This is a genomic window from Buchananella sp. 103232, assembly GCF_058725725.1.
This window is the reverse complement of record NZ_JBZXJM010000011.1, coordinates 1-17,238: the sequence shown is the minus strand read 5'-3', so window position 1 is coordinate 17,238 and position 17,238 is coordinate 1. Positions and strand designations below refer to the sequence as shown.

Here is a 17,238-nt window from a genome sequence, read left to right as displayed (position 1 = left end):
GCTCATCTACTTCGTTCAGTTATCGACCCGATATTCACGAACCGCCTACCGTGACAACGAGTCTCTTGGGACCCATAGACGTTTTTCGTGCGCCGCTTCAGCCTGCAGGATCTCCGCCCGCCAGTCGCGGGCCTCGGTGCGCGGCCCGCGTGCGCCGGCGGTGGCGCCTCGGCGTGGCCTCCGACCGGCCGGCTGGCCCGCCCCGGCCGTCGACTGTGCCTGCACGTCTACCTCCTTTCCTCGCCCCGATCCATTATTGCCCACCCCCAGTTTCCCCACGCGGGGAAACTATGGACTAGTATCCAATTCATCAGCCGATGAAATGGGGGATGGTGCGATGAAAGCGCTCATAATCAAGGAGTTTCGCGAGCTCGTCAGGGACCGGCGCACCCTCACCATGCTGGTGGCCCTCCCGGTAGTCCTGCTCATCATCTTCGGCTACGCCGCCTCCTTCCGCGTCGACCGCGTCAGCGTGGCCGTCATCGGCCCCGGCGCCACCGCCCTCAGCCAGGACATCAGGCAAAACGAGGTCGGCGCCGCCCACTTCGACATCGAACTAGTGGACGACGCCCCACCCGCCGGCGCAGAAAACGCGGCACAACTTTTGCGCGGCCAGCGCTACGACGTCGTACTCCTGACCAAAACCACTCAGGGCGCCACCACGGCCGCAGCGCCGCTCTCGGAGCGGATGCGCGCATACGTGGACGGCTCGGAGCTCTTCATGGCGCAGGCCGCGCGTGCTTACGTGGTGGAGCTCGCCGCCAGCGACGCCCAGGCCCAGGCCGAGGCGCAGCTGGAGCAGATGGCGGGCATGCGCGCCGACCTCGAACAGTTCCGAGCCCCCCTCGAAGAACTACGCGCCGCCCTGCCGCAGCTAGAAAACCTCCGCCAGGTGCTGCCGCAGCTCGCCCAAACGCTAGACGGGCTCAGCCAGCTCCCCCGGGCGCCCCCATGCCGGCCCTCCCGCCGCTGCCGGAACTTCCCGCCGGCGACGCCCTCCCCACCCTCCCGTCCCAGACCGAGCTGCCCGCCCTGCCCGAACTGCCGGAGCTACCCCAGGTGCCCAGCCTGGACGCCGACTCCCTAGTCACCGTCATGTTCAACCCAGACCTGTCCACCGCCTGGGTAATGGTGCCGCCGCTGGTCGGGCTCATCATGGTCTTCATCGGGGTCCTCATCACCTCCATCGGCCTGGTGCGGGAACGGGAGGCGGGCACCCTGGAGCAACTGGCGGTCATGCCGCTGCGCCCGGTGGACATCATCCTGGGCAAGATCACCCCCTACTTCCTGCTGGCAGTGCTGGACATGGCCGTCGTCACCGTGGTCGCCCTCACCCTGTTCGGCGTCCCCTTCGAAGGCTCGGCCCTCCTGTTCGCCCTCGGGGTGCTGCTCTTCGCCTTCGTGGTGCTGGGCGTGGGCGTGTTCATCTCATCCATCTCCCAGACCACCGGCCAGGCGATCCAGCTGGCCATCATGATGGTGGTGCCGCAGATCATCCTCTCCGGCCTCATCTACCCGCTGGGCACCATGCCGGCCTGGATCAGGGCCATCGGCTACTGCCTGCCCCTGACCTGGTTCCGCCAGTTCTCCCTGGGGGTCATGCTGCGCGGCGCCGGACTGGAGACCATGTGGCTGCCGCTGGCCATCATGGCCGCCATGGCGCTCGGAATCTTCGGGGCGGCCACGGCTCGCATGCGCTACAGCCTGGCGCACGGAGGAGGCCGCTGATGCTGCGCCTCCAAGACGCCACCGTCACCTACGGGCGAGTCGTTGCCCTCACCGCCCTGTCCGGGGAGTTCCGCCCCGGCACCGTCTCAGCCCTGGTGGGCGGGGACGGGGCCGGCAAGTCCACCCTGCTGCGCCTCCTGGCCGGGCGGGTGCCCGCCGCCACGCCGGGCACGGTGAAGTGGGAGGGGCCGCAGGGGCAACGTCGTCCAACCGTGGGCTACCAGGGGGATGGCGACGGCGTGTGGCGGCAGTTGAGCGTGGCAGAGAACGTCGAATTCGCCGCTCGGGTGCACCGCCTGCCCGCCGCGACGTGGCAACCGCGCGCCAAGAAACTGCTGGAACTGGCCGGCCTGGGCGAGGTAGGCGGGCGCCTGGCAGGGCGGCTCAGCGGCGGCATGCGCAAGAAGCTTGGCTTCGTGCTGGCGGCGCTGCATCGCCCCGACCTGCTCCTACTGGATGAGCCCACCACCGGCGTGGACCCCGACTCGCGCGCCCAAATCTGGGCCCTGCTGCGCGCGGCGGCGGGGGAGGGCGCCACCGTGGTGCTGGCCACCACCTACCTGGACGAGGCCGCCCGCGCCGACCGCGTCTTCTTCCTAGCCGACGGCGACCTGCTGGCAGTCGGCACGCCCGCCGAGGTCTGCGCGCAGGCCCCCGGCAGAATCTGGCGCCTGGCCGAGGGGGAGGAGTGCCTGCCGGAAGGGGAGGAGTGCCTGCCGGAGGGCCGCACCTGGAACGTGGGGCGGGCGCGCTACGGCTGGACACCCACCGCGCAGCTACGCCCCGCCGGCGCGCGGGAGGAACGCGCCCCCAGCCTGGAAAACGCCGCGATCGCGCTGCTGCTGGCCAGGCAGGAGGGGAAGGACGACGCTGCCGCCCCACCGCCCGGAGAACGCGGCGCCGAGCGCGCAGGGGGCGGGAGCACGGACGGCGTGCGGGCAGAGGACGCGGGTGCCGGGGCCGTGGGCGTTGGCGTCGAGGGGGCGGGCACGGCTGCGGGCGTGGGTGTCGGTGTGGAGGCTGCGGGTGCGGCTGTGGGCGTGGGCCGACCGCTGGCGCGGGCCACCGGGGTGCGCTGCCGCTTTGGCAGCTTCGAGGCGCTCAAGGGCGTGGACCTGGAGGTGAGGCCGGGCCAGGTGGTCGGGCTGATCGGGGGAAACGGGGCCGGTAAGACGACGCTCATGCGGATCCTGCTGGGCCTGGAGCAGCCCAGCGGCGGGCGGGCGGAGCTGATGGGGCTGGCCCCGGGCAGGCAGGGGCGCCGCCACATCGGCTACCTGGCGCAGGGCCTGGGCCTGTACCCGAGCCTGAATGCCCGGCAGAACCTTGAGCTGGTGGCCAGGGTGCACGGCGCGCAGATCGGGACTGAGGCGGCGGCCTTCGCCGCCCAGCTAGGAGGCGCGCCGGTGGGCGGGCTGCCGCTCGGGGCCCGGCGCGTGCTGGCCTTCCACGCAGCCAACGTTCACCGTCCGCGCCTGCTGATCCTGGACGAGCCCACCTCCGGGCTGGACCCGCTTGGCCGGGCGCGCCTGTGGCAGCAGCTGCGCATGCGCGCGCGGGCCGGGGCGGGAATCCTGGTGACCACCCACTACCTGCAGGAGGCCGAGCAGTGCGACCAGCTGGTGCTGCTGCGGGAAGGGGAGGTGATCGGGGCCGGGGCGCCGGCGGAGCTGGACCTGGCCGGACTGTTCAGCAGATAGCAGCTGTTTCACGCGTGAAACGACGGTGGGGGCGGCGGGAAGCAATCCCGCCGCCCCCACCGGATGGGGCCCGATTGACCTAGGCGTGCTCTGCCAGGCGCTCGGCCACGTAGTCGATGTCCTTGTCGCCGCGACCGGACAGGTTGACCACGACGATCTGGTCGTTGCTCAGCGTCGGGGCCAGGCGGATGGCGTGCGCCAGCGCGTGGGAGGACTCCAGCGCCGGGATGATGCCCTCCGTGCGGCACAGCATCTGGAAGGCGGCCAGCGTCTCGGCGTCGGAGGCGTGCACGTACTCCACGCGGCCCACCTCCTTCAGGAACGCGTGCTGCGGGCCAACGCCCGGGTAGTCCAGGCCGGAGGCGATGGAGTGAACCGGGGCAGGCTCGCCCGCCTCGTCCTGCAGCACCAGGGTCTTCATGCCGTGCAGCATGCCCGGGGTGCCGAAGGTCATGGTGGCGGCGTGCTCGCCCACCACGTCCAGGTTGCGGCCCGCAGGCTCCACGCCGTACATCTTCACCTCGGTGTCCTCCAGGAACTCGGTGAAGAGACCCAGCGCGTTGGAGCCGCCGCCCACGGAGGCCACCAGCGCGTCGGGCAGGCGGCCCTCCTTGGCCAGGATCTGCTTCTTGGCCTCGCGGCCCACGATCGACTGGAAGTCGCGCACCATCGAGGGGTACGGGTCCGGGCCCACCACGGAACCGATGGCGAAGAAGGTGTCCTTGTAGTCGCGCGCGAACACGGAGAACGCGGAGTCAACGGCGTCCTTCAGGCAGCGGCCGCCGGACTCGACGGAGACCACCTTGGCGCCCAGCATCTGCATGCGCACCACGTTGGGGCGCTGCTTCTCCACGTCGATGGCGCCCATGTGGATCTCGCACTCCAGGCCAAGCAGAGCAGCAGCGGTGGCCAGGGCCACGCCGTGCTGGCCGGCGCCCGTCTCAGCCATCAGCTTCTTCTTGCCCATGCGCTTGGCCAACAGGCCCTCGCCCAGGCAGTGGTTGATCTTGTGCGCGCCGGTGTGGTTCAGGTCCTCGCGCTTGAGGTAGATCTTGGCGCCGCCCAGCTCGCGGCTCAAGCCCTCGGCCAGGAACAGCGGGGAGGGGCGGCCAACGTAGTCGGCCAGCAGCGCCTCATACTCTGCCTGGAACTCGGGGTCCTGGCGGGCCTCGGCGTAGGCCGCTGCCACCTCAGCGATGGGAGTCTCGAGCTGCGGGGGCACAAAGCGCCCACCGTGCGAACCAAAGAAGCCGCCCTCGTCGGCGTGCACTAGCGAAGTCATGGACGAACTTTAACCACGTGTCCGCCTAGTGGGCGAAGCTGGTCAAAACGTGAACCGGGGTGGTGGGAGCCGGGAGCGCGGCTCCCACCACCCCGGCGCGGGCGGCTCACGCGGGCCGAGCCGCCGTGCGCAACCGATTGAGCCTTTGTTGTTCCCGTTGAGCCCTTGTTGTACCGGTCGTGGCTTTGTTGCACCTTTTGAAGCGCTACGGGGCCGATTAAAGGCGCAATAGGTCGCCCAAGGCCAGGAGAGCTGCAACAACGGCTCAATGACTGCAATAAAGGCGCAATCGTTTGCGCAAGGTCGGTCTGCAGCGGCCCATCGACGAGGATGGCTGGTCCGGCCGCCCCGGGGCCCGGGCCAGACTGTGCTGACCGCGCAGGCACCGCGCCGGGACCGGCCCGGGCGCGGTGCGCTGGAACGGACGCGCCGGTCAGACGGCCGAGGACTGGGGCCGGGCGCGGTGCGCTGGTCGGCCGCCTCGGGGTTCGGGCTGCCTAGTGCCTTGCTTATCTGCCGGACGGGGACGCCCGCCCGGACGGCGTCGGGCACTGTTGCGCAACTGACTGTGGGGTTACTCGACCTATTGAGCTTTTGGTGCACCTATTGCGGGGTTGGTGCACCGACTGAGGGGCTACCGGCCCGGGTAAGCCCTCGAGAGGTTCACTAAGCCCACGATCGGTGGGCCAACCCTACGAGAGGTGCACTAAGCCCTCAATTGTTTGCGCACGCCCGCTCGCCGGCCCCGCAGTGTGCTGCGGTACCGGCGAGCGGGACGAGGGTGGCATTGGTGGGCACGGCCCGGGCCGTCTCCCACCATCCCGGGCCCGGGGCTACTCGAAGCGGGTGATCCCGCCGGTGTCCGCCTTGGCTGCGGCCCGCGAGGTCGCGGCGACTGCGGCCATCATCAAGGCCAGGCAGGCGGCCAGCGTGACCAGGAAGATGGGGCCCGGGACGCCCACCTTGCGTTGGGAGACGCCGGTGACCAGCGCCCAGGCTGAGAACGCCCCCAGGCCCACGGAGAGCAGGAATACGGTGGCCACGGGCAGCGCGGCCTCCCAGGCGGTGATCCGGCCCAAAACCTTGCGGGGCATGCCGGATAGCCTGAGTAGCCCGAACACCCGCAGCCGGTCCACGAATGCCGCGTAGGTGGAGACGCCCAGGGCAACGGTGGAGATCGCGGCGGCGATGAGGATGCCGATGGAGGCCAGGATGGAGAACTCGATCTCGGGGGCGTCGTTGTACCAGCTGCGGGTGTCTGCGGGCGTGCGGGGAGAGGAGTAAAAGTTCAGCTGGCGCAGGAGCAGAGTGGTGCGGGCTCGCTCCACGCTGGCGGTCTTGCCGTCAGTGAGCACCACGAGCTCGGTGAGGGAGTCCGGGCCCTTGACCGGCTGGGCGGACTTGATCACTTTGGCCTCCTCGTAGCCGGTTATCCAGCCCTCGTTGACGGCCACCCACTCGGCACCGGCAGGCACGTCCAGGCCCAGCTTGACGGCGTCGGTGGCGAGCAGCGTGCTGTAGGAGCCTCTCGGGTGAGATTCCAGGTAGGAGGGGTGGAGGGAGAACGCGTCGGTGACTCCCTCGACGCCACGGACGGCGGTGGTGGCGGCTGCGATCGCCTCCGGTGTCTCGTAGACCCGGCTAACCAGGGCCCCGGCAGGCAGCGCGCCGGGCCCGGAGTCTCCCTTGAACTCGGAGGCGGCGGAGGTGATCCCCACTGAGAAGAAGGTGACGGTGAACACCGCGATGACCATGCCGGCCACGGAGCGGAAGGTGGCGCGCGGGTGGTGGGCCACCCGGTTCGCCCCCACCACTAGGGCGGGGGAGCCTGCCAGGCCGCTGGTCGCACGCGCCACCAGGGCGGTCAGCCACGGCCCGGCCCAGAGGAGGCCGAAGGCGGTGCCAAGGAAGCCAGCCAGCAGCAGCTCACCGGAGTAGACGCTCAGTAGCGTGGATTCCTGGTCGAACTGCTTGGCCACCGCAGGCGCTGCGAATGCGGCCACGCCAATCACGAGCGGCACGATCGACCACCAGCGGGGGCGCTTTTCGTTTCTCCGGCGCGCGTGGACGAGGGGATTTTGGCCCAGGCGGCGCGCCTTCAACCATGCCCACCCGGTGGAGAGCGTCACCACGCCGATCACGGTCAGCGCGATCGGCAGGGGCGCCAGGATCAGGTCACCGGGGTAGAAGCGCGAGCCCTCGATAGGGATCTGGGCGGCCAGGGGCACCACGGCCAGGTAGAGGCCGATGCCCAGCAGGGAGCCGACCAGGGAGGTCACTCCAGTCTCGAGCGCGGAGACGGCGGCCACCTGGCCCGGGGTTGCCCCGATCAGGCGCAGCGTGGAGAAGCGCTGCTGGCGCTGCACGGCGCCGAGCTCGGTGACGATGCCGATAAGTAGTAGGGCCGGTACCAGCACGGCCACCGCGCCGATCAAGGCGACGATGCGGTAGGCGGTGCTGGAGAAGTCCTTCCCAACCAGTTCGCGAACCAAGATGGGGCTGTCCGTTCCGGGTGTGTTCAGCACGGTCTCCAGGTCGGTGGACACCAGGGCCACCAGCGAGTCCGGCCCGCGCAGGGCGCTGGTGGGTAGCTCGCCTGCCAGGGTGCCCCACCGCTCTGAGAGCTCGCCCGCACCCGCGGTGCGCACATGCTGGGCCAGGGCCGGGGAGACCAGGAAGGTCCCCTCCTTGGGCAGCCGCGGCACACCCGGGATGGTGGCGGTCGTTTCCGGCTGGGCGTGGAAGAACAGCACGTTGATCTTGTTGCCCGCGTAGTGGTCAATCGTCGCGCTCACCAGCATCTGGTCGGCTCCCACCTGCGCGTTGGAGGGATCGAAGTCGTAGCTGGATCCGCTGTTCTCCGCCCAAGTGGAGCGCAGGTTGCGGGTGGGGAAGGAGTTGGAGGCGGCCAGCAGTAGCAGCGCCAGGCTTACGCCCACCATCACGCCCGCGATGATCCCCAACAGGCGGTTGCGGTTGGAGCGGTTGGAGATGGATACGGTGCGAACGAAGTCCAGATTCCTCATTGGGCCGCCTGCCCTCCCAGCGCACCGAGTCCTGCTACGCCCTGGGTGGACGACGCTCCTCCCGCCGCCCCCACGAAACCGGCCGCAGTGGAGCCGGCCTGCCCCACCTGGCCGGGCAGGGGGCCGGGCGCGGTGGCGGGGGCGTGGGCGGCAACGTCGGCCATCCCGACCTGGCCGGGTAGAAGGGCGGGCATCGTGGTGGGGGCGCCGGTGAACCGGTTGGTGGGCTCTAGCAGGGAGCCGGCGGTGATCAGGCCGTCGCGCACAATGACCTCACGGTCGGCGTAGGCGGCGGTGCGCGGGTCGTGGGTGATGATCACGACGGTCGCGCCGGCCTGCCGGGCGGTGGAGATAAGCACCTCCATGGTCTGCTCGGCGGAGAGGGAGTCCAGGGAGCCGGTGGGTTCGTCGGCGAAGATGATCTTAGGGTGCAGCGCCAGGGCGCGGGCCACGGCCACGCGCTGCGCCTGGCCACCGGACATGGCGGTGGGCAGCTTGTCGGCCTCCGCGTCCAGGCCTAGGGCGCTCAGGCGCTCGCGGGCGATCTGGGTGGCGCGGCGGCGCTTGACGCCCGTCAAGAGCAGCGGCAGGGCCACGTTGTCCACGGCGGAGAGGTCCGGCAGCAGCTGGCCGAACTGGAAGATGAAACCGAACTCGCGCAGGCGCAGGCGGGAACGCTCGTCCTCGCTGCACTTGGTCACGTCGCGGCCGCCAAAGATGACGCTGCCGGCGTCGGGCAGCAGCACGCCGGCCAGGACGTGCAGCAGCGAGGACTTGCCGGAGCCGGAGGGGCCCATCACGGCCAGGATCTCCCCGGCGGCGATGTCGATGTCCACCCCGCGCAGGGCGTGGGTGGGGCCGTAGGACAGGTGCAGTCCACGGGCGGAAAGGATGGGGGCGTTCACGCCAATACCTCCTTGCGTAGCGCGCCCAGGCGGGCGCTGGTCAGGTCGATCCAGCGCAGATCGGCCTCCAGGTGGAAGATCGCGTGGTCGGCGATCAGGACAGTGGACAGGTCCGCACCCTGCTTGCGGCGAGTGAGCTCGCGCAGCTGGGCCATGTGTTCCAGGCGTTGCAGGTCCAGCAGGCGCTGGGCGTCGTCATCCAAAAGGAGGGCGATGACGGTCTTGGCAAACAGCTCGGCCTGGATCGAGGTGGCGGCGACCTGGGGGGAGAAGAGCCAGTTGGCGACCAGCTCGCGGCCGGCCGGGGTGATCTGGTAGCGCTTTCGCTCCGGGCCGGCGCCGGGCTCGGCGCCCGCCGTGACGATCAGGCCGTCGCGCAGCAGGCGCGCCAGGGTGGCGTACACCTGCCCGAAGGCCAGGGGCTTGGTCTGCGCGAACCAGCGGTCCCAGGAGTTCTTCAGGTCATATCCGTAGCCGGAGCCCGCGTTGAGCAGGCCCAGCAGGGTCAGTCTCGTGTCCACGGCGCCACTATAAACGCGGCGTATGTACGCGGTGTATAGCAGCAGGGGAATTGGTCGGAAGTTCATCCTGCGGGAGGAAGGGCGCGGCCCGGCTGGTCCGCCGCCGGGGCGAGTCTCGGGCGGTGGGGTGCGGGCGTGGGCGTGTGGGTGTGCGGGTGACCCGCGCGGCGGTTGGCTGGGCGGGCTTGGGGCTGCCCCCTTTCGGTGCGCGCTGGAAATCCGCCGCGCGCGGCGCTAGATTAGTGCGTGCGAACAATAATGTTCGGCACAACGAAGTCTGCCGACGCGCGCGGCGCGGGAAGAAGGAGCCATGAAGGACGTTGACGCCATCCTGGACCAGGCCGGTCTGCACAACCCCCACGTGCGGGCCTACGTGAAGGAGTGGGCGGAGATCACCCAGCCCGACCGCATCGAGGTCGTAGACGCAGCCGACGACGACCGCCTGCTGGCCGAATCCCTGGAGTACGGGGAAATCCTGCCCGTCAAGGGCGGGCTGTACTACTCGCGCTCCTACTGGAAGGACACGGCGCGCTCCGAGGAACGCACCGTGGTCGCCACCGCAGACCCGGCGGAGAAGGGCGCCTACAACAACTGGCGCGACGCGGCGCAGACCGTGGAGATTCAGACCGAGCGCATGCGCGGCGCCTCAGAGGACAAGACCATGTACGTGGTGCCCTACCTGATGTCCCCGGTGGGCTGCCCGCTAGAGAAGTACGCGGTGGGCGTGGAGCTGACCGACTCGCGCACCGTGGTCCACCACATGATCCGCATGGCCCGCGTGGGCGTGCAGTACGTGGAAAACCTCGCGGAGCCCGACCACTTTGTGCGCGCCGTCCACGTCACCGGCGACCTGGAGAACCTGGGGCAGGGCACCGACGCCGATCAGCGCCTGTTCGCCACCGTCGCCGACCGGCGCACCATCCTCCACTTCGGCTCCTCCTACGGCGGCAACGCCCTGCTCGGCAAGATCGCCCACGGCCTGCGCCAGGCCTGCTACGACGGCTGGGCCTCCAAGGAGTTCCTGGCAGAGCAGTTCATGCTCATCGGCATCACGGACAAGCAGACCGGGCGCCGCTACCACATCTGCGGCGGCTTCCCCTCCGCCTCCGGCAAGACCAACCTGGCGATGATGCTGGCCCCCGACGCCCTCGGGGAGCGCTACCACGTCGAGTTCTACGGCGACGACATCGCCTGGCTGTGGGTCAACCCCGCAGACGGCCGCCTGTACGGCATGAACCCCGAGTTCGGTGCCTTCGGCGTCGCCAAGGACACCAACGAGGTCACCAACCCCACAGCCGTGGAGTCCATCGCGCCCGGCACCAAGACCCTGTTCACCAACGTGGCCTACAACGAGCTCACCCAGGAGGTGTGGTGGGAGGGCCGCACCCCGCAGCCGCCGGTAGACGTCACCGGCTGGCGCGACTGGAAGGGCGAGCTCATCTCCGACCGCCCCGTGGAGCGCCAGCGCTCCGACGCCAAGGAGGACGCCTGGGCCCACCCCAACTCCCGTTTCACCACCACCCTGGCCAACGTCCCCAACGTGGCCACGGACTTCGAGCGCCCCGAGGGCGTGCCCATCGACGCGATCATCTTCGGCGGGCGTGCCAAGGACCGCGAGCCGCTGATCCGCGCCATGCGCTCCCTTGCCGAGGGCGTCTACGACGGTCTCACCCTGGGCGTGGAGGCCACCTTCGCCGCCGAGGGCAAGGAGGGCGTGCTGCGCTACGACCCGATGTCCATGCGCCCCTTCATGGCCTACCCGGAGGGCGAATACGCCCAGCACTGGCTGCGCATCGTGGGCGCCGCCAAGGAGCAGCCCATCTTCGCGCACGTCAACTGGTTCCAGCGCGACGCGGACGGCCGCTACATCTGGCCGGGCTACCGCGAGAACCTGCGCGCCCTGCTCTGGCTCATGGACCTCAAGGAAGGCCGCGCCAAGGGCCGCCAGACCCCCGTGGGCATCGTGCCGCTGCCCGAGGAGCTGGACCTGACCGGGCTAGACCTGCCGGCCGAGGACCTGGAGCGGCTGCTGACCATCGACGTGCCCAAGTGGAAGGCAGAGATGGAGCGCCGCGCCGAGCACCTGGCCTCCTTCCCGGGCATGCCCGTGGAGATCTGGGAAGCCCACCGCTCCGTGCTCACGGCCCTGGAAGCGGAGTAAAAGCGGTGGGGTGGGGCGCGAGAACTCGCGCCCCACCCCAAGGCCAGCCCCCGGGCAACCCCGGCCGGGCGGGAAAACGGCAGCCCCTAGAGAGGCTGGATCATGCCCTCCGGGAGGGCGCTCACCTTCGGCACCAGGGTGGCCGCCAGGGACTCCCACAGCTCCGTGCGCGGGGAGTTATCCAGCCACACCAGCGCGATATCCCGCGAGGGCGCATCCGCCGCGAACCGGCGCAACTCCACCCCGGGCGTGGCCGCCACCGGCGGCGCCACCGCCAGCGCCGGCAGCAGCGTGATGTTGCCGGCCGCCACCATGTGTCGCATGGACTCCAGCGAGCTGGCCATGTAGTCGCCCCGGTAGGACGAGCCGTTGGCCTCCACCCACTCGCGCACCTGGTCACCCAGGCAATGCCCGGCCGAAAGCAGCAGCAGCTCCGCGCCCTCCAGGTTGCGGGCATTGACCCGCGCCGGGCCGGCCAGGCCGGCCTCGGCAGAAGCAGGCGCGGCGGAGGGGGCGCCGGCGGCAACGTCGTCCACCCCAACCCCGCAATCGGCCAACACCGGGTGCCCCGTCGGGGCGGCCAGCACGAACTCCTCGCGGAACAGCGGCAGGGCGTGCAGGCGCGGATTCTCCACCGGCAGCGCCACCAGCGCCGCATCCAGCTTGCCGGCCTCCAGCGACGCCAACAGGGAGGCGGACTTGTCCTCAGCCAGCAGCACCTCCACACCCGGCAGCGCCTTGCGCAGGCCAGGCAGCACGTGCGGCGCCAGGTACGGGCCCAGCGTGGGGAACATGCCCAGGCGCACAGAGTGCGGCAAGCCCGTCTCAGCCAGCGCGATCGCGCGGACCGCCTTGACCTCCTCCAGCGCCAGGCGCGCCCGCTCCACCACCTTCTCCCCAACGGGGGTGATGGAAACCGGGTTGGCCGTGCGGTCCACCAGGTAGACGCCCAGCTCCGTCTCCAGCTTCTTGATCTGAACGCTCAGCGTGGGCTGCGAAACCCCGCAATTCGTGGCCGCCGCCCGGAAGGACCTGGCATCGGCCACCGCCACCAGGTATTCGAGGTCACGCAGGTTCATCGCTGCTCGCCCCCTCGGCACCGGAACGAATCAGGTAATCGAACGCGCTCAACGACGCCGTGGCGCCCGCGCCCAGCGAGATCACGATCTGCTTGTAAGGCACGTTGGTGCAGTCACCGGCCGCGAACACGCCCGGCAGGGAGGTGGCGCCGCGCGGGTCGATCACGATCTCGCCCACCCGGTTGGTCTCCACCGAGCCCGCCAGCCAGTCCGTGTTCGGCAGCAGACCGATCTGCACGAACACGCCGGCCAGGTCGATGCGGCGCTGCTGCCCGCTGGCACGCTCCTCCACCTGCAGGCCCGTCACCTGCGCGCCGTCGCCCAGCACCTCCACCACGCGGGTGCCGGTCAGCACCTCCACGTTCGGCAGCGAGCGCAGCTTGGCCACCAGCACGGCGTCCGCCTTCAGCTCGTCCAAGAACTCCACCACCGTCACGTGGCTCACCACGCCCGCCAGGTCGATAGCCGCCTCGATGCCGGAGTTGCCGCCGCCGATCACGGCCACGCGCTTGCCCTTGAACAGCGGGCCATCGCAGTGCGGGCAGAACGTGACGCCCTTGTTGCGGTACTCGTCCTCGCCCGGCACGCCCAGCGTGCGGTAGCGGGCACCCGTGGCCAGCACCACCGAGCGCGAGCGCAGCCGCCCGCCGCCCTCGAAGTCCACCTCCAGCAGGCCGTCGGCACCCTTGCGCAGAGCGCTCGCCTGCACACCGGTGGTCACGTCCACGTCGTAGGCGCGCACGTGCTCCTCCAGGGCCGCACCCAGGCGCGGGCCCTCTGTGTAGGGCACGGAGATGAAGTTCTCGATCGCCATCGTGTCCAGCACCTGGCCGCCAAAGCGCTGCCCCACCAGGCCCGTGCGCAGCGCCTTGCGGGCCGCGTAGATCGCGGCGGTGGCACCCGCCGGGCCGGCGCCCAGCACCAGCACGTCGAACGCCTCCTTCTCGGAGAGCGCGGCTGCGGCCCGGGCGGCCGCACCAGCGTCCAGCTTCGCCACGAAGTCCGCCACGTCCATGCGGCCCTGGTCAAAGACCGCGCCGTCCTTGTAGACCGTGGGGACGGCCAGGATGTTCTTGGCCTTGATCTCCTCCTGGAACACGCCGCCCTCCACCGCCGTGTGGCGGATCTTCGGGTTCAGCACGCTCATGGTGTTCAGGGCCTGCACCACCGTGGGGCAGTTCTGGCAGGTCAAAGACATGTAGGTAACGAACTCGCCGCCCTCAAGGGACTTGACCGCAGCGACGACGTCGTCCTCAAGCCTCGGCGGGTGGCCGCCAACCTGCACCAGCGCCAGCACCAGCGAGGAAAACTCGTGCCCCAGCGGCACGCCGGCAAAACGCACCGACACGTCCGTGCCCGCGCGGCGAATCGCGAAGGAGGGCGTGTAGGCGTGCGGCTCCTCCACCACGCTCACCAGCTCAGAGAGAGCCGCGATCTCTTCCACCAGCGAGCGCGTCTTGGCGGAGGCCTCGCCGCCGTCCAGCGACACCGCCAGCTCCACCGGCTGCTTGATTAGCTCCAGGTACTGCTTCAGCTGCGCCGTGGCAGCCGCATCCAAAATGGCCACAGTTACATCAGCTCCTATCGGCGAGCGCGGGGAGGGGGCCAGGCCAACCGAGATCGGCCCGGCCCCGCAGTTTTCCGCGCTAAATCAGATCTTGCCCACGAGGTCGAAGGACGGGGTCAGGGTCTCGTCGCCCTCTTCCCACTTGGCCGGGCACACCTCGCCCGGGTGGTTGCGCACGTACTGCAGGGCCTTGATCTTGCGCAGCAGCTCGTCGGCCTTGCGGCCCACGCCCTCCGGGGTGGTCTCCAGGTACTGGATCACGCCGTCGGGGTCGATGACGTAGGTGGAGCGGTCAGACAGGCCGGACTCCGGGCGCATGTTGTCGAAGTTCTCCGTGATGACGCCCTGCACGTCGCCCAGCATCGTGTAGGTCAGGGTGCCGACCTCCGGGGAGGTCTCGTGCCACGCCTTGTGCACAAAGTGGGAGTCGCGGGAGACGGAGTAGACCTCCACGCCCATGCCCTGCAGCTCGGCGTAGATGCCCTGCAGGTCGGACAGCTCGGTGGGGCAGACGAAGGTGAAGTCCGCCGGGTAGAAGAAGACGACGTTCCACTTGCCGGCCAGGTCTGCCTCCGTCACGTCCACGAACGCGCCGTTGCGGTACCCGGTGGTCTTGAAGGGCTTGATCTTGGTGTTGATCAGGGACATTTTGCGCCTCTCTCAGTGGGGCCGCGGTTCTCGCGGGTGTTTTTCTGACTGTATCCACTCTGGCAGCGCTTTACAAGGCAATGTCTATCATTACTTCCTGTACTGATAGATAGAGTGAATCTATCTGGGTGGGGCGCTCGGTTGGCTTTCGTCTCACGCTGGCCGCTACCGTTGGCCTAGGCGCTAGGACCTAAGTCGGGGCGAACCGGGCGGTGGCCCCGCAGAGAGGCGGAACGATGGCCCACTCCGAACGTAACGACGCCCTGCGGCCGCGAACCGAACTGCCGACTGCCCTGCGCCAAGTCACCGTGGCCCGCGCAGTCAGCCTCAGCCCACGCATGCGCCGCCTAATCCTCACCGGCCCCGAACTAGCCGGCCACATGCCCTGGGGCCAGTGCCCGCCGCTCGCCTCCCCCAACTTCGACGACCACTGCAAACTCCTCATCCCCCAACCCGGAGTAGAGGTGGAGCGCGCCGCCCCAGGCCAAACAGGTGCGGGGCTACCCGACTCCCTGCGCGGCCGCGGACGCCACTACACCATCAGTCACTGGGACCCCGCAGCCGGCGAGCTCTGGCTAGACGTGCTACGCCACGAAGGCGGACTAGTAGGCCAGTGGGCGTTCATCGCCCAGGTCGGCGACGTTGCCTACCTCAGCGGTCCCAGCGCCACCGCCGCCGCGCCCCACGCCGACTGGTACCTATTCGTTGCCGACCAGGCCGCCCTACCGGCCGTGGAACGCTGGATGAAACAGGCCGCCCCCGGGGTGCGCGCCGCCGCCGTCATCTCCGTGTACGACGTTGCCGAGGTACGCCCCCTTGCTACCGCCGCCGACGCCTCCATCGACTGGATGGTGGGCCAGGCTGGGCCCGGGCGCTGCAACTCCGGGCTACTGCGGGCCGCCGAGCGCGCCGCCCTCACCCTGGCCACCGGCGGGGGAGAGGGCTTCGCGTGGGTGGCAGGCGAAAGCGCCCTGGCCTCCGACCTGCGCGAGCTGCTCGAGGGAATCGTGGGCGCCGGACGCGTCGAGGTGGGGCGCTACTGGAGCGCGCAGCGCTAACCGGCGGCGTGCCGAGGGCCGGGCGTGTGTGGGGCGGTTAGCTCCGGGGCGGTTAGCTCCGGCGCGGTGGGCTGCGGGACGGTTAGCTCCGGGGCGGTTAGCTCCGGGGCGGTTAGCTCCGGGGCGGTGGGCTGTGGGGCGGTGGGCTGCGGGACGGTTGGCTGTGGGTAGTCCTGATGTGTTGCTCTCCCCCAGCCCAGCCGCGCCTATGCCAGATACCGAGCCTTCTCGCGGGGCCGGGCCGGAGCGGCCCCAGCCCAGCCGCGCCTATGCCAGATACCTCCCCGCCAGGTCAATGTGCCGCTCGCTGGGTGCGGGGCTGGGGTGGTGTCCGACGTTCCACGCACGGCCCGAGCCGGCGTGCACAAACGATTGAGTCTTTGTTGTTCCCGTTGAGGCGTTGTTGTTTCGGTGGTGGCTTTCTTGCACCTCTTGTGGCGCTATGGCGCCGATTAACGCCCGAAGAGCTCGCTTAAAGGCCCAAGAGCTGCAAGAACGGCTCAAGAGCTGCGACAAAGGCTGGACCGGTTGTGCAAGGCCCGGCCTGCGCCGTGAGCTGGGCCGGCCGCCGTCCGGGTGCCTGGTTCTCGCTCTGCCGGTCCCAGGTGGCGTGCCGGAGGTTGCGCCGGAGCGGGGATGGTCGTGCGCAACCGGTTGTGGGGTTTGCCGACCTTTTGAGCTTTTACTGCAGCTCCTGTGGGCTTGCTGCACCGATTGAGGGGTTACCCGCTCGGGTAGGCCCTCGAGAGGTTCACTAAGCCCACGACTGGTTCACCAACCCCTCGAGAGGTTCACCAAGCCCTCAACGATTTGCGCACGCGCGCAGGCAAGCCGCCTAGGTGCCAACCGACGCCGGCAGCGCTTGCTTGCCCATGCCGCGCGGCCTGCCGCCGGCCAAGGTGCTCGTTGGCGTCTGCGGCGCTTGCACACAGGCGCCCCAGCCCTGAGCCTCGCAGCGCGCCGTTGCCGGAAGCACTTGCGTGGACTTGCGCGTCGGCGCACCAGCTGCGGCGCCCTCACCCTGCCTACTAAGCGCGCTGCCCGCCGAGTGCCTGTACTCGTCGCGTTGCCCGCACTCGCCGCGTTGCCCGCTCTCACCGCGTTGCCCGCTCTCTCACCTCCGACACCGCCGATGCAGCGTCGAACTATCCCACTGTCCGCCAGCTGGCTCATTCGCGCACTCCGCAAAGATGCACCAAATGTGTCGCACCGCACGAAAATGTCCTTTCACGTCCGGGTCCGGGGAAGAATTGCCCGCTGTGGCCGCATGAGTGGGCGCCGACTGGGCCAATCTTCCTGCGGTCGAAGCGTTGAAAACATGCGGAAAACTAGCCCCTGTTCGGGCCGGGTCACACTCGTGTGGGCGAGGACACGCCCGCAGAATTTGACCTGGTGGGCAGAACCCGCCTAATGTTTTCCCTCGTTGCCGCTGAGCAAAGCGGAAACCGGAAAGCGCGAAAGCGAATTCCGCAGAGGCAAGAAATTGCTTCGATTTGACTCGCTACCGAGTTGATCGGTAAAGTAGTCAACCGGCCCGAAAGGGTCAACGACAAGCCATCTTGT

General features: G+C 69.5%; 11 protein-coding genes and 1 pseudogene. 5 read left to right on the top strand and 7 right to left on the bottom strand.

Going from position 1 to position 17,238, the window contains the following annotated elements; all coding sequences use genetic code 11:
* Positions 1-337 precede the first annotated feature (337 nt).
* The 3 genes from AC4PWQ_RS01645 to AC4PWQ_RS01635 are packed head-to-tail and all read left to right on the top strand — an operon-like array spanning position 338 to position 3,428.
* Positions 338-1,087: a hypothetical protein gene (locus tag AC4PWQ_RS01645; protein WP_492089589.1), complete on the top strand. Its 750-nt coding sequence runs from the start codon at positions 338-340 to the stop codon at positions 1,085-1,087.
* A complete protein-coding gene (locus tag AC4PWQ_RS01640) occupies positions 1,060-1,728 on the top strand; it encodes an ABC transporter permease (protein ID WP_492089588.1) in 669 nt (222 codons plus the stop codon). Before AC4PWQ_RS01645 ends, AC4PWQ_RS01640 begins: the two co-directional genes overlap by 28 nt.
* On the top strand, positions 1,728-3,428 hold the full coding sequence (locus AC4PWQ_RS01635) for an ATP-binding cassette domain-containing protein (protein ID WP_492089587.1): 1,701 nt from the start codon (positions 1,728-1,730) through the stop codon (positions 3,426-3,428). Before AC4PWQ_RS01640 ends, AC4PWQ_RS01635 begins: the two co-directional genes overlap by 1 nt.
* 79 nt (positions 3,429-3,507) lie before the next feature.
* On the opposite strand, the gene trpB is transcribed toward AC4PWQ_RS01635, so the two are convergent.
* The 4 genes and pseudogenes from trpB to AC4PWQ_RS01615 all read right to left on the bottom strand — a co-directional run bounded on the left by trpB (position 3,508) and on the right by AC4PWQ_RS01615 (position 9,162).
* Positions 3,508-4,710, bottom strand: coding sequence for a tryptophan synthase subunit beta (trpB, locus tag AC4PWQ_RS01630; RefSeq protein WP_492089586.1), 1,203 nt, complete (start codon positions 4,708-4,710; stop codon positions 3,508-3,510).
* A gap of 833 nt (positions 4,711-5,543) precedes the next feature.
* A complete protein-coding gene (locus tag AC4PWQ_RS01625) occupies positions 5,544-7,736 on the bottom strand; it encodes an ABC transporter permease (RefSeq protein ID WP_492089584.1) in 2,193 nt (730 codons plus the stop codon).
* A 236-nt stretch (positions 7,737-7,972) separates the two neighbouring features.
* Positions 7,973-8,647, bottom strand: a pseudogene (locus AC4PWQ_RS01620) (ABC transporter ATP-binding protein); the annotation flags it as partial.
* The gene (locus AC4PWQ_RS01615; protein ID WP_371151559.1) at positions 8,638-9,162 is read right to left on the bottom strand and encodes a PadR family transcriptional regulator; all 525 of its coding nucleotides are present in this window, start codon (positions 9,160-9,162) and stop codon (positions 8,638-8,640) included. The pseudogene AC4PWQ_RS01620 and the gene AC4PWQ_RS01615, both read right to left, overlap by 10 nt.
* Positions 9,163-9,472: 310 nt before the next feature.
* On the opposite strand from AC4PWQ_RS01615, the gene AC4PWQ_RS01610 reads away from it, so the two are divergent.
* Positions 9,473-11,323, top strand: a complete 1,851-nt coding sequence (locus AC4PWQ_RS01610) for a phosphoenolpyruvate carboxykinase (GTP) (RefSeq protein ID WP_492089583.1) — start codon at positions 9,473-9,475, stop codon at positions 11,321-11,323.
* 86 nt (positions 11,324-11,409) lie between these two features.
* Here the strand turns inward: AC4PWQ_RS01610 and AC4PWQ_RS01605 are convergent, their stop codons facing one another.
* From AC4PWQ_RS01605 to ahpC, 3 genes are all read right to left on the bottom strand, one after another.
* The gene (locus AC4PWQ_RS01605; protein WP_371151561.1) at positions 11,410-12,402 is read right to left on the bottom strand and encodes a LysR substrate-binding domain-containing protein; all 993 of its coding nucleotides are present in this window, start codon (positions 12,400-12,402) and stop codon (positions 11,410-11,412) included.
* The gene (gene ahpF / locus AC4PWQ_RS01600; protein WP_492089582.1) at positions 12,389-13,969 is read right to left on the bottom strand and encodes an alkyl hydroperoxide reductase subunit F; all 1,581 of its coding nucleotides are present in this window, start codon (positions 13,967-13,969) and stop codon (positions 12,389-12,391) included. Before ahpF ends, AC4PWQ_RS01605 begins: the two co-directional genes overlap by 14 nt.
* An 84-nt stretch (positions 13,970-14,053) precedes the next feature.
* A complete protein-coding gene (gene ahpC, locus AC4PWQ_RS01595; RefSeq protein WP_371151562.1) occupies positions 14,054-14,617 on the bottom strand; it encodes an alkyl hydroperoxide reductase subunit C in 564 nt (187 codons plus the stop codon).
* A 236-nt stretch (positions 14,618-14,853) separates the two neighbouring features.
* Between ahpC and AC4PWQ_RS01590 the strand changes: the two genes are divergently transcribed.
* Entirely contained in the window at positions 14,854-15,675 is an 822-nt protein-coding gene (locus AC4PWQ_RS01590; RefSeq protein WP_492089581.1) for a siderophore-interacting protein, read from the top strand.
* The last annotated feature ends 1,563 nt before the right edge of the window (positions 15,676-17,238 follow it).